At 66.7% G+C, this 12,218-nt stretch carries 11 protein-coding genes and 1 riboswitch; of the genes, 8 read left to right on the top strand and 3 right to left on the bottom strand.

Translation table 11 applies throughout. The annotated features are described in order from the left end of the window. Positions 1-165 precede the first annotated feature (165 nt). Entirely contained in the window at positions 166-1,305 is a 1,140-nt protein-coding gene (locus LOC56_RS04930) for an alcohol dehydrogenase catalytic domain-containing protein (protein WP_229951029.1), read from the top strand. After that, positions 1,302-2,336, top strand: a complete 1,035-nt coding sequence (locus tag LOC56_RS04925; RefSeq protein WP_229951027.1) for an alpha/beta hydrolase — start codon at positions 1,302-1,304, stop codon at positions 2,334-2,336. Before LOC56_RS04930 ends, LOC56_RS04925 begins: the two co-directional genes overlap by 4 nt. Here LOC56_RS04925 and aceB read toward each other — a convergent pair. After that, complete coding sequence (gene aceB, locus LOC56_RS04920) at positions 2,333-3,931, bottom strand: malate synthase A (RefSeq protein ID WP_229951025.1); 1,599 nt, start codon at positions 3,929-3,931, stop codon at positions 2,333-2,335. The two genes, LOC56_RS04925 and aceB, sit on opposite strands and share 4 nt — an antisense overlap. Before the next feature lie 102 nt (positions 3,932-4,033). Next, positions 4,034-4,675, bottom strand: coding sequence for an RNA polymerase sigma factor (locus LOC56_RS04915; protein ID WP_229951015.1), 642 nt, complete (start codon positions 4,673-4,675; stop codon positions 4,034-4,036). Between the two features lie 201 nt (positions 4,676-4,876). Here LOC56_RS04915 and LOC56_RS04910 point away from each other — a divergent pair, with 201 nt between their 5' ends. The 5 genes from LOC56_RS04910 to LOC56_RS04890 are packed head-to-tail and all read left to right on the top strand — an operon-like array spanning position 4,877 to position 7,322. After that, entirely contained in the window at positions 4,877-5,437 is a 561-nt protein-coding gene (locus LOC56_RS04910; RefSeq protein WP_229951014.1) for an Asp23/Gls24 family envelope stress response protein, read from the top strand. A 30-nt stretch (positions 5,438-5,467) separates the two neighbouring features. Then, positions 5,468-5,647, top strand: coding sequence for a hypothetical protein (locus tag LOC56_RS04905; protein WP_227919989.1), 180 nt, complete (start codon positions 5,468-5,470; stop codon positions 5,645-5,647). Then, positions 5,644-6,051: an Asp23/Gls24 family envelope stress response protein gene (locus tag LOC56_RS04900; RefSeq protein WP_229951013.1), complete on the top strand. Its 408-nt coding sequence runs from the start codon at positions 5,644-5,646 to the stop codon at positions 6,049-6,051. Before LOC56_RS04905 ends, LOC56_RS04900 begins: the two co-directional genes overlap by 4 nt. Then, positions 6,048-6,662, top strand: coding sequence for a DUF6286 domain-containing protein (locus LOC56_RS04895; RefSeq protein WP_229951011.1), 615 nt, complete (start codon positions 6,048-6,050; stop codon positions 6,660-6,662). Before LOC56_RS04900 ends, LOC56_RS04895 begins: the two co-directional genes overlap by 4 nt. Positions 6,663-6,692: 30 nt before the next feature. Further along, a complete protein-coding gene (locus LOC56_RS04890; RefSeq protein WP_229951009.1) occupies positions 6,693-7,322 on the top strand; it encodes a hypothetical protein in 630 nt (209 codons plus the stop codon). A gap of 8 nt (positions 7,323-7,330) precedes the next feature. On the opposite strand, the gene cycA is transcribed toward LOC56_RS04890, so the two are convergent. Beyond that, on the bottom strand, positions 7,331-8,821 hold the full coding sequence (gene cycA, locus LOC56_RS04885; RefSeq protein ID WP_229951008.1) for a D-serine/D-alanine/glycine transporter: 1,491 nt from the start codon (positions 8,819-8,821) through the stop codon (positions 7,331-7,333). Positions 8,822-9,111: 290 nt separating this feature from the next. Then, a riboswitch (glycine riboswitch) is annotated at positions 9,112-9,217 on the top strand. 148 nt (positions 9,218-9,365) lie between these two features. On the opposite strand from cycA, the gene gcvP reads away from it, so the two are divergent. Then, positions 9,366-12,215 (top strand): aminomethyl-transferring glycine dehydrogenase, encoded by a 2,850-nt coding sequence (gene gcvP / locus LOC56_RS04880; RefSeq protein WP_229951007.1) that lies wholly within the window; start codon positions 9,366-9,368, stop codon positions 12,213-12,215. Positions 12,216-12,218: the final 3 nt, after the last annotated feature.

The following is a 12,218-nucleotide window of genomic DNA, read 5'->3' as shown; positions in this document are numbered from 1 at the left end:
GCCCTAATCTTGCCAAAGGAATGGCGGCCGGGCGGGCACCGATGCCGTGTTGAAGCGGTTCGGGCGGCGGAAACAGCGGGACGGCCCGGGTTCGTCGTGGTGGAATAGGGCTGGCGTATCGAAAGGGACCGGAAGCCGGTTCGAAATTTACTCGAGGGAGAGTTCATGGGCACCGAAAGCACCAGGTCCATCCGGGGCGCGGTCCTGCAGACCATCGGCGCCCCGCGCCCCTACGCTCAGTCCCGGCCGGTGGTGGTCCAGGATCTCCAGCTGCAGCCGCCCGGGCCGGGTGAAATCATGGTGCGCATCGAGGCGGCGAGCCTGTGCCATTCGGACCTGTCGGTGGTGAACGGCAGCCGGGTTCGGCCGCTGCCCATGCTGCTCGGCCACGAGGCCGCGGGAAAGGTGGAGGAGCTGGGCGAGGGCGTGGAGGACCTAGCCGTCGGACAGCGCGTGGTGATGGCCTTCCTGCCCCGCTGCGGCGAATGTGCAGGCTGCCGGACCGAGGGCAAGATGCCCTGCATCCCGGGATCGGCAGCGAATAATGCCGGCACGCTGCTCGACGGCGGGATGCGCTTGACTGCCGCGGACGGCGGGGAGGTGCGCCACCATCTCGGCGTCTCCGGCTTCGCCACGCACGCCGTGGTCAACCGGAAATCGGTGGTACCCGTGGATGATGACATTCCGCCGCACGTGGCGGCCCTGCTGGGGTGCGCCGTCCTCACCGGAGGCGGCGCGGTGCTGAACCCGGCCCGTCCGGGCAAGGACGACGACGTCGCGATCGTCGGGCTCGGCGGCGTCGGCATGGCGGCGCTGCTGACGGCACTGTCGCTGGACGTGCACAGTGTGATCGGCATTGACTCGTTGCCGGAGAAACTGGCACGCGCCCGGGAGCTCGGCGCCGACGCGGTGTACACGCCGCAGGAGGCGCTCGACGCCGGCATCCGCCCCGCGCTGGTGATCGAGGCTGCCGGCCATCCCCGCGCCTTTGAAACGGCCGTACGGATCACCGCCCCCGGGGGTACCACCGTCACGGTAGGGCTGCCGGCCCCGGACCAGACCTCCGAAATCACGCCGCTCACGCTGACCGCCGAAGCCCGGACCATCATCGGCAGCTATCTCGGTTCCGCCGTTCCCGCCCGGGACATCCCGGTTTACGCGCAGCTGTGGCGGGAGGGAAAACTGCCGGTGGAGGAACTGGTTTCCTCCACCATTGCGCTGGAAGACATCAACTCGGCCATGGACACCCTGGCGGACGGCCTCGCCATCCGCCAGGTCATCCGCTTCGACGGCGGTTCTGCATGAGTAAACCGCACCCCCGGCGCGGGTGGGAGCCGGACTTCCTGGGCGAGGGATTCGACCAGCTGACCCTGGACCTGCCCGGCGGCAAGATCGCCACCCTGGTCCGCTACACGCCGCCGGATCCGCCGTCAGGCACGACGGCGGATGTTCCGACGGCGGATGTTCCGACGGCGGATGTTCTCTACGTGCACGGCTGGTCGGACTACTTCTTCCAGACCGAACTGGCGAGCTACTGGGCCGGGCAGGGAGCGCGGTTCTTCGCCGTTGACCTGCACAACTACGGGCGGAGCCTGCGCCCGGGGGAGGAGCCCGGATACGTCCAGGACCTCAGCGACTATGACGCGGATGTGGGAGCAGCCATGGAAGCCATGGGGCAGAACGCTGCAGACGCCAGGCCGCTGATCCTGCTCGGGCATTCCACCGGCGGCCTGACGCTGGCGCTCTGGGCGCAGCGCCACCCCGGCCGGGCCGCAGCCCTGATCCTGAACAGCCCCTGGCTGGAATTCCAGGCCACGGAACTGGCGCGCCGGGTTATTTCACCGCTGGTCAGCCTGGAGGCACAGCACCACCCGCGCCGGCCGTTGCCGCCGGTTGACCCCGGGATCTACACCCGGACGGTGTCCGCCGCGTTCGGCGGGGAATGGCATTACGACACCGAATGGCGTCCGGTGCGGGGGTTCCCGGTCACGGTCGCCTTCCTGCATGCAGTGTTCTCCGCCCAGGCAACGGTCGCCGCAGGCCTCCAACTGCAGCTGCCCGTGCTGGTGCTGCTGTCAGACAACAGCTACCTGCACCCGCGCTGGTCGGAAGATGCGGCACGCTCCGACGTCGTGCTGGACGTCAACGTAGTGGCCCACCGCGCGCTCTCCCTTGGCTCCACCGTGAGCGTGGACCGGATCCCCAATGCGATGCATGACGTGTTCCTGTCCGCACCGGCGGTCCGCGCACAGGCGTACAACGCAATCACCCGCTGGGGGAGCGGCTATCTGCGGGCCCTGCCGCCCTCCGGCAAGGCCCGCGTGCCGGAGGACTAGTCGATCAGCTCGTACGCCGGCAGGGTCAGGAAGTCCGTGTAGTCCTTGGACAGGCTGATCTCCCCGATGATCCGGCTGGCCGGCTCGAAATAACCCGTGAACATCTCATCCGATACTTCCCCGCGCAGCCGTTCCGTTTCTTCGGCCAGCAGCCGGCTGACCAGCTCCTCGGTGACGGTCTCGCCGGTATCCTCAAGCACCACGCTGTTGCGCACCTGCTGCCAGACCTGGGAGCGGGAAATCTCCGCGGTGGCCGCATCCTCCATCAGGTTCCGGATGGCGACGGCACCGTTGCCGGAAAGCCAGATGGCAACGTAGTTGATGGCCACATAGAGGTTGGACCGCAGCCCTGCCTCCGTGATGGAGCCGTCGGCGGTGCTGACATCGAGCAGGTCGGTGGCCGTCACGGACACGTCCTCGCGCTGGCGCTCCACCTGGTTCGGCTTCTCGCCCAGGACCTCGTCGAAGACGTCGCGGCAGACGGGCACCAGATCCGGATGGGCCACCCAGGAACCGTCAAAGCCGTCACCGGCCTCACGGGTTTTGTCCGCTTTCACTTTCTCCAGCGCGCTCGCCGTGATTTCCGGTTCGCGGCGGTTGGGAATGAAGGCGGCCATACCGCCCATGGCAAAGGCACCGCGGCGGTGGCAGGTCTTCACGAGCAGTTCGGTGTAGGCGCGCATAAAGGGTGCCGTCATGGAGACATCGGCGCGGTCCGGCAGCAGATAGGCCTTTCCGGCATCGCGGAAGACCTTGATCATGCTGAAAAGGTAATCCCAGCGTCCGGCGTTCAGCCCGGAGGCGTGATCACGCAGTTCGTAGAGGATCTCGTCCATTTCGAAGGCTGCCGGAATGGTTTCGATCAGGACGGTGGCGCGCACGGTGCCCTGCGGCACGCCGACATACTCCTCCGAGAAGGTGAAGATGTCGTTCCAGAGACGCGCCTCCAGATGGCTTTCCATCTTGGGAAGGTAGTAATACGGCCCCTGTCCGTTGTCCAGCAGGTGCCGGGCATTGGAGAAGAAGTGGAGTCCGAAATCCACCAGTGCGCCAACGGCGGGTTCGCTGTCGATCAGCACGTGCTTTTCGGGCAGGTGCCATCCGCGCGGGCGCATTACGACGACGGCGAGCGGCGCATCGGTGCGCAGTGCGTACTCCTTGCCCTCGGGCGAGGTGAAGGAGAGGTCGTTGCGCGCAGCACGGTAGAGGTTCACCTGCGAATCCACCACGTTGTGCCAGGTGGGGGTGCAGGCATCTTCAAGGTCGGCCAGCCACACCTTGGCACCTGAGTTCAGGGCGTTGATGGCCATTTTGGCGGGGGACGCGGGGCCGGTCATTTCCACCCGGCGGTCCTGCAGCGCGGCGGGTGCCTCTGCCACCTTCCAGTCCCCGCTGCGGATGTCCGCGGTCTCGGGCAGGAAGTCCAGCCGGCCGGTGGAGGCGGCTTCCTGGCGGCGGACCGAGCGGGCGGCAAGGCGCTCGTCGCGGGTGCTGCGGAAGCGGCGGTGGAGTTCCTCGATGAATTCCAGCGCTTCGGGGGTCAGGATGTGTTCCGCTCCTTCGGTGGGCGAGGAGTCGGTTACTTCAATGGCCATAATGATTCTCCCTGTGGCAATCCGGTGGACAGCAGTAAAGTGATGCCGGTTACTTCTTCCGTATCGTGGATATTATTGTCTGACAAGTGGAATTACAAGGGATTACCTCCACTGCGTCATGGCTGCTGACAGGTGTTCGCGGGCCCGGAACAACCGTCCGCGTACGGCCTGCGGGCTGATGCGCAGCGCAGCGCCGATCTCCGCATAGCTCTGCCCATGGACCTCGCGCAGCAGCCAGCAGGCCCGCTGATCCGCAGGAAGCAGGGAGAGGGCCCGCCGCAGGGACTCCAATTCCGCCGCCACCTCCGCCGTGCGGTGCGGATCCGCTTCCCGGTCCGAGTCGCGTGCGGTGGCAACGGCCGCCGCGTCAGCCAGCGGATCGGCGCCGGGCAGGTCCTGGGGGTGGGAGGTGCGGTGCCGAAGCACATCCAGGCAGCGGTTGGTCGCCGTCCGGTAGACCCAGCCGCCGAAGGCTTCCTCCCGGGTCAAGGTCGGGAGCATCCGCCAGCCGGCCGTCAGCGTGTCCTGGACGACGTCCTCTGCATCACCGCGGTCCCGAAGCATGCGGTAGGCGAGCCGGAACAACCTGCGCTGGTAAATGGCCACAAGGTACTCGAAGGCGGGCAGGTCTCCTCCGCGGGCCAGTGCGACCAGGGCCGCCTCGTCCGCGGGTCCGTTCCCTGGCCCGGCGCGCGGGGAACTCACACCGTTATACGCCGCATGCGGCAGCTCGGATCCTGCCATGGTGTCCCTGTCCCGTCCGGCAGCGGCCGGACGTCGGTTGAGTTTCCCAGAACGGGGGCCATAACGGAATAACCGCAGGACGGACTGGGCCAAAGGCAGTCGAAATTCCGGGTTTGCCGTGACGATCCCGGTCCGGGCACGTCATTAACTCTGTAAGGGACGCGCGCGGTGCATCCGCAATGAACGCAGGAGATGATTCTCATGGCAGATCCATCAAAGACAGCGGGGGCAACGTCCGCTACGGCCAATCCGCAGGGTGCCCAGAGTATGCAGACCGGGCAGGGCTCGCCCCAGGGTCAGGGCGGCTCCCCGGCGTCGTCGTCGGTTGACGCCGAGCGCCGGACGGGGCCGCTGCACACACCCCGGGGCGACACCACCATCGAGGAAACCGTGGTGCAGAAGCTGGCCGGCATGGCCACCCGCGAGGTGCCGGGCGTTTATGCCATGGGCAATGCCGCCCGGCGGGCTTTCAGTTCCATGACCGAAAGGATCCCGGGTTCGCAGACCAACGTCAGCAACGGCGTCACTGTGGAAAAGGGTGAACGCCAGGCGGCCATCGACGTCAGCATCGTGGTGGAGTACGGCTTTTCCGTGGTGGAGGTGAGCCAGGGCATCCGTCGCAACGTCATCCGGTCCGTGGAAAACGCCACCGGCCTGGAAGTGCTGGAGGTGAACGTGAATGTCACCGATGTCCACCTCCCGGACGAGAACGAGGACCAGGACGACCAGCAGCCCTCCAGCCAGTCCAAGAGCCTGGAGTAAGGGCCGTACAACAACCAGAAGGAGGACTCCATGTCCGCAACGCGGTGGTGTCTGTTAATCGGGCTGGTGCTGGGAATCGTGCTGGCCTTCGGCGGTTGGCTGGCCTTCCTCATTACGCTGCTGTTCGGCCTGATCGGGCTGCTGGTGGGGTTGGTGGCGGATGGGAAGGTGGACGTCGCGGGGATGCTCGGTAAAGCGTCAAGCCGATGAGCATTCCCACGGCGCCGCCATCGCTGCCTTCGGGGCGGGATGTCGATGACCGCGGGGAAACCGTTCTGGCCCGGCGGGTGCTGGAGAAAACGGCCAGCCAGGTAGCCCGGGATGAGACTTTTGCAGGCGGAAGTTCCGGGGGGTTCCTCGGTATCGGCAGCCGCGCGGATCTTTCCGCACGGCCGGATGCCAGCGTGGAGTTGGCCGGAAATGTCGCCAGCCTCAAGGTCACCGTGGGGCTGCCGTATCCGATGCCGCTGCGCCAGACAACCGAACAACTGCGCCGCCGGATCACGGAGCGGGTCACCGAGCTGACCGGAGTCCAGGTGCGGCAGGTGGACATTACGGTTTCCTGGCTGAAGCCGCCGCAGCGGGACACGCGCGGTCGAAGGAAACTGCAATGAACGCGAAGATCCCGCCGCCGGTGTCCATGCGGCGCAGGCCCAGCCGTTCCGTCCCCGCAACAATTTCGGCCATCGTGATGCTGGCGCTCGGTGTGGGCCTGGTTTGGGCCGCCGTCGCGCGCCTCATCCAGGGGAGTTGGCCGGCGTTCGTGACGGAACCGCTGCGTTGGCTTTCTGAGACCGGATGGGACAGCACCAGGGGTTGGACCGGTGCCGTAGTGCTGCTCCTGATCGGATTGATCCTGTTGCTGTGCGGGATGGTCCCCGGAGACTTCTCCGCACTGCCGCTGCAGGCAAAGCCGGTGAATATGCCCGGTCTGCCCGGAGCCGTGGAATCGGGAGGCGTTCCGTCGGTCCGGGGCGGGGAAACCGCGGTGATGAGCCGGCGCGCAGTCGCGCGATTGGCGGCATCCACCTGCGACCACATTGACGGGGTCGCCTCCGCCTCCGCGACGGCGTCCTCACGCAAAGTCCATCTGGACGTGACGACGGCGCTGCACGGCACCACCGATTTGCAGCACTGGGTGGTGGACGGGGTGCGCTCACGCCTAGCCGCCACCGGCCTGGATCCGGTGCCGGAAGTTACGGCAACTATCCGGACGCGGGACTGACAGCCGGGACCGGCAGAGGAAGGCAGCGCAATGAGGCACCATTCAGGAAAAGCCAACCGGACGTGGCTGATAATCCTTGGGGTCCTTTTCCTTGCTGCCGGAGTGCTGGCAGCACTTATTGCCGGCGGAGGCCTGGAGCGCTTCGTCGGCGGCAGTCCGGGCCGTTCGGACCGGGTGCTGTCCGAAACCGACGGCCAGGGGTTCCTGGCCGGGGAGTACGTGCCGTGGGGCATGCTGCTTGCCGGAGTGATCCTCGGCGTCCTGGGTCTGTGGTGGCTTCTGGCCCAGATTCCCCGGTCCCGGCCGGCAGGGACATTTCGGCTGCAGGAAGACCCGGCGCACGGCGTCACCGTGTGTGATCCGCAGGTGCTGGCCGCCGCCGTCAGCCACGAGACGGAACAGCTGCCCGGAGTGGTGGGCTCAACCGTCCGCCTGCGGGGCAGTGCTGACGAGCCGGACCTGGCCATGAAGGTGACGGTGAATTCCGATGCGGACGTGCAGGGCGTGATCGCACGGATCCAGCAGGAAGTGGTGCCGCACCTGGTCTCAGCACTGGAGGTGCCGCTGAATACCTTCGGACTGGAGATAGACGCCAGCAGCAAAGCCGGTGCCCCGGGAGGCGGCGCAACGGTCAGCTCCCGGGGGACGGTGGTGTACTAGGAGCCCGGTTACGGCTTCGCGGCCGTGAGCGCCGCGCGTTCGCGGGCGACGTCGTCGTGGTGTGCCGCTACCCGCGCCTGATGCACGGGGGTCCGGCGCAGCACGGCGTAGGCGAGGCCCAGCAGGACGAACCACACGGGGGTCACGAGGAGCGCCTGCAGGGTGTCTGTCTGGGTGGTGAGCGTCCACAGGATAAACGCGAAGAACGCCAGCACCAGGTAGGCCATCACGACGCCGCCGGGCATCTTGAACTTCGACGCCTCATGCAGCTGCGGCCGGCGCTTCCGGTACACCAGGTAGCTGATCAGGATGATGGACCAGACGAACATAAAGCACAGGGCCGAAATGGTGCTCACCAGGGTGAACGCGGCGCTGACGGATTCTCCCGCGTACAGCAGGGCGACGCCGGCCAGCAGGAAGGTGCAGGAGAAGAACAGGGCGTTCTGGGGCACCTTCCGCCGGGAGAGGCGGCCGAACTGCCGGGGGGCATCGCCTTCCTGCGCCAGGCCGAAAACCATACGTGAAGTGGAATATATCCCGGAATTCGCTGAAGATGCCGCGGATGTCAGCACTACGAAGTTCACGATAGCCGCGGCGGTGCCGAGCCCGGCCAAGGTGAACATACCCACGAACGGGCTTTCATCGGCGCTGAATTCGTCCCACGGGATCACGGCCATCAGCACCACCAGGGCGCCTACGTAGAAGAGCAGGATGCGGATCGGAATGGAGTTTACGGCCCGGGGCAGGTTCTTTTCCGGATCCTTGGTTTCCGCCGCGGTGGTGCCCACCAGTTCAATGCCGACAAACGCGAATACCGCAATCTGGAAGCCGGCGACAAAGCCCATGGGGCCGGTGGGGAAGAAGCCGCCGTGTTCCCAGAGGTTGCCGAAGCCGGCGGTAACCCCGTCGCCGTGCGTGAAGCCGGTAAGGATCATGACCAGTCCCACCACGATGAGCGTCAGGATGGCGACGATCTTGATCAGTGCAAACCAGAATTCGGTTTCACCGAACGCCTTGACGGTCGGCAGGTTCAAGGCCAGCAGCAGCAGGATGCAGGCCAGGGCCGGTATCCACAGGGGAGCGTTGCCCCACCAGAAGGTGACGTAATGGGCAATCGCCACCACGTCTGCAATGCCGGTGACCACCCAGCAGAACCAGTAGGTCCAGCCGGTGAAGAAGCCGGCCCAGGGGCCCAGCAGGTCCGCCGAGAAGTCGGTGAAGGACTTGTAATGAAGGTTGGAGAGCAGCAGTTCGCCCATGGCCCGCATAACGAAGAAAAGCATGAAGCCGATGATCGCGTAGACGAAGATCACTGACGGGCCGGCCGCGGAGATGGTCTTGCCCGATCCCATAAACAAACCGGTACCGATGGCACCGCCGATGGCCAGCAGCTGGATGTGCCGGCTGGACAGGGAACGCGCTAGATGGGGTTCCTCTGCCCTGTTTTGCGGCGCGGGAACAGCGCTGTCGCTTGGTGGGCGGGTTCTGTGCTCAGACATTGAAATCTCTCTTTTAGGCACCCGCCGGCAGCTCATCCGCCGTAATCGCCTATGCCGCCCAAAAAGGCAAACCTGGATGTTGGCGCTGCCGCCGACATTTCAGTTTGGAAGCCGTAAACATGCCCCGTCAAATTCAGGCAGCTGTGACGTTGCAGGTCACACGGGGGTTGGGGGCCTTCCCGGACGGCATCGGGCACCCGCGCCCGGGCGTGTCTGAGGGTTGAGGCGGTGCCGGGGGCAGGCTAAAGTTGGCCCTGTCACATCAGCAGTTCCAACTGAATATGCCTTTATCAGCCGTGGCGGGAGAGCCCCGCCGGATGCGCATCAGCATCGGCGGGCGCCGTAGGAGCAAACCCTCCCCGGGAATCTCTCAGGCCCCCGTACCGCCACAGCGAGGCAACTCTGGAAAGCAGTTCCCGGCCGTGCCGGAAACTCACCGACGGTGCAAGCGGAAGTACACCCGCGGAATCTCTCAGGTCCAATACAGAGCGGGGAGGAGCCGTCGCCGTCGACGTACCCCCGTCTGCCTTTCCTGGAGCCTCAAATGCCTGTAGAACCGTCATCCTCGACTCTTGCCGCCGCGTTCGTGGACCGGCACATCGGCGCCCGTGCCGACGCCGTTGAAACCATGCTCAAGGCTGTCGGCTACGACTCCCTTGACGGTCTGGTGGACATGGCCGTCCCCGCCGCGATCCGGCAGAATTTCCCGTTGGTCCTGGACCCGGCGAAGAGCGAAGAGGAAACCCTCGCGGCCCTGCGGAGGATTGCAGGGAAGAACAAGACGGCCGTCCAGATGATCGGCCAGGGCTACTATGGCACCCATACCCCGCCGGTGATCCTGCGCAACGTGGTGGAGGACCCGGCCTGGTACACGGCCTACACCCCTTACCAGCCCGAAATCTCCCAGGGCAGGCTCGAAGCGCTGCTGAACTTCCAGACCATGGTCCAGGATCTCACCGCCCTGCCCATCGCGAACGCGTCCCTGCTGGACGAAGCCACTGCCGTGGCTGAGGCGGTGCTGCTGATGCGCCGGTCCAACAAGGCCCACAGCAACGGCGCCATTGTCCTGGACTCGGAGCTCTTCCCGCAGACCGTCGCCGTGGTGAAGGGCCGGGCCAAGGCGCTCGGCTTCGACGTTATTGTTGCGGACCTTGCCGACGGACTGCCCGAAGGCGAGCTGGCCGGCGTCGTGCTCCAGCAGCCCGGCGCATCCGGCGTGGTGGGCGACTCCTCAGCCCTGATCGCCGAGGCGAAGGAGCGCGGCGCGCTCGTCACCGTGGCCGCTGACCTGCTGGCCCTGACCCTCATCACCCCTCCCGGCGAGCAGGGCGCGGACATTGCCGTCGGCTCCGTGCAGCGCTTCGGCGTTCCGCTGTTCTACGGCGGCCCGCACGCCGCCTACATGGCCGTCCGCAAGGGCTTGGAGCGGTCCCTGCCCGGCCGCCTGGTGGGCGTCTCCAAGGATTCGGCGGGCACCCCCGCCTACCGCCTCGCGCTGCAGACCCGCGAGCAGCACATCCGCCGGGAGAAGGCGACCTCCAATATCTGCACGGCGCAGGCGCTGCTGGCCATTGTTGCCTCCATGTACGCCGTCTACCACGGCCCCGAGGGCCTGACCGCGATCGCCCGCCGCGCCCACGACTCCGCCCGGACGCTGGCCACGGCGCTGAAGGCCGCCGGCGTCGAACTGCTGCACGAGTCCTTCTTCGACACCGTCACTGCCCGCGTCCCCGGCCGCGCTGCCGAGGTTATTGCCGCCGCGGAAGCGAAGGGCATCAACCTGCGCCGGATCGATGCGGACACCGTGGGTATCTCCGCCGATGAAACGACGACGCCGGCCGTGATTGCCGACGTCGCCGCCGCCTTCGGTGCCGCACCCGTGGAATCCGCGGAAGGCTTCGACCTGCCGGCGGGGCTGCTGCGCGCCTCGGAGTTCATGACGCACCCGGTGTTCTCCTCCTACCGCTCCGAAACCCAGATGCTGCGCTACCTGCGCCGCCTCTCGGACCGCGACCTGGCCCTGGACCGCACCATGATCCCGCTGGGCTCCTGCACCATGAAGCTCAACGCCACCGCGGAAATGCAGGCCATGACCTGGCCGGAGTTCGCCTCCATCCACCCGTTCGCGCCGGACTCCCAGACCGAGGGTTGGCGCGAACTGATCGCGGACCTGGAAGAGAAGCTCGCGGTCATCACCGGCTACGACACCGTTTCCATCCAGCCCAACGCCGGCTCCCAGGGTGAACTGGCCGGCCTGCTTGCCATCCGCGGCTACCACCACTCCCGCGGCGACGAACAGCGCAACGTCTGCCTCATTCCGGCGTCCGCCCACGGCACCAACGCCGCCTCTGCGGTCCTGGCCGGCATGAAGGTGGTGGTCGTGGCCACCGCCGACGACGGCGCCATCGACCACGCGGACCTGCGCGCCAAGATCGACGCGAACCGCGAAAACCTTGCCGCCATCATGATCACCTACCCCTCCACCCACGGTGTGTTCGACGACGACGTCCGCGACGTCTGCGAAGCGGTCCACGAGGCCGGCGGCCAGGTCTACATTGACGGCGCCAACCTCAACGCGCTGGTCGGCCTGGCGCAGCCGGGCGAATTCGGCGGCGACGTGTCCCACCTGAACCTGCACAAGACTTTCTGCATCCCGCACGGCGGCGGCGGTCCCGGCGTCGGCCCCGTGGCGGCCAAGGCGCACCTCGCGCCCTTTATGCCCGGCGACGCCGCCACCTGGACCGGCGGCGAGGACATCCCCGTCTCGGCGTCCCGCTTCGGCTCCGCCGGCGTGCTGCCTATCTCCTGGGCGTACGTCAGCCTGATGGGCGGCGAAGGCCTGACCAGCGCCACCAAGCACGCCCTGCTCGCGGCGAACTACGTCGCCGCCCGCCTGAACGAGTACTACCCCGTGCTTTACACGGGCAAGGGTGGACTGGTGGCGCACGAGTGCATCCTGGACCTGCGTGAACTGACCGCCAAGACCGGCGTCACCGCCGAGGATGTGGCCAAGCGGCTGGTGGACTACGGCTTCCATGCCCCCACGCTGTCCTTCCCAGTGGCAGGCACCCTGATGGTGGAACCCACCGAGTCCGAGGACCTGGGCGAGATGGACCGCTTCATCGACGCCATGATCGCCATCCGTGCCGAAATCGACCAGGTGGCCGCCGGGGACTTCACCCTCGAGGGAAGCCCGCTGCGCAATGCCCCGCACACCGCCGTCGTCGTGGCCGCCAACGAATGGGACCGTGCCTACCCGCGCGAACAGGCCGCATTCCCGCTGCGCAGCCTGCGCATGGACAAGTACTTCCCGCCGGTGGGCCGGATTGACGGCGCCGCAGGGGACCGGAACCTGATCTGCTCCTGCCCGCCCATCGAAGACTTCGAAAACTAAAAG

The organism is Arthrobacter sp. zg-Y179 (genome assembly GCF_020907345.1).
GTDB lineage: Bacteria > Actinomycetota > Actinomycetes > Actinomycetales > Micrococcaceae > Arthrobacter_B > Arthrobacter_B jinronghuae.
Note: the sequence above shows the minus strand (reverse complement) of the source record. Positions and strands in the feature narration are given on the sequence as shown.

Bases quoted from the DNA above. Each gene is read 5' to 3' on its own strand.
- LOC56_RS04895 (WP_229951011.1), top strand. From the start codon at position 6,048: ATGAACGCGAAGATCCCGCCGCCGGTGTCCATGCGGCGCAGGCCCAGC.
- LOC56_RS04905 (WP_227919989.1), top strand. From the start codon at position 5,468: ATGTCCGCAACGCGGTGGTGTCTGTTAATCGGGCTGGTGCTGGGAATC.
- cycA (WP_229951008.1), bottom strand. From the start codon at position 8,821: ATGTCTGAGCACAGAACCCGCCCACCAAGCGACAGCGCTGTTCCCGCG.
- LOC56_RS04900 (WP_229951013.1), top strand. From the start codon at position 5,644: ATGAGCATTCCCACGGCGCCGCCATCGCTGCCTTCGGGGCGGGATGTC.
- LOC56_RS04915 (WP_229951015.1), bottom strand. From the start codon at position 4,675: ATGGCAGGATCCGAGCTGCCGCATGCGGCGTATAACGGTGTGAGTTCC.
- LOC56_RS04930 (WP_229951029.1), top strand. From the start codon at position 166: ATGGGCACCGAAAGCACCAGGTCCATCCGGGGCGCGGTCCTGCAGACC.
- gcvP (WP_229951007.1), top strand. From the start codon at position 9,366: ATGCCTGTAGAACCGTCATCCTCGACTCTTGCCGCCGCGTTCGTGGAC.
- LOC56_RS04890 (WP_229951009.1), top strand. From the start codon at position 6,693: ATGAGGCACCATTCAGGAAAAGCCAACCGGACGTGGCTGATAATCCTT.
- LOC56_RS04925 (WP_229951027.1), top strand. From the start codon at position 1,302: ATGAGTAAACCGCACCCCCGGCGCGGGTGGGAGCCGGACTTCCTGGGC.
- aceB (WP_229951025.1), bottom strand. From the start codon at position 3,931: ATGGCCATTGAAGTAACCGACTCCTCGCCCACCGAAGGAGCGGAACAC.
- LOC56_RS04910 (WP_229951014.1), top strand. From the start codon at position 4,877: ATGGCAGATCCATCAAAGACAGCGGGGGCAACGTCCGCTACGGCCAAT.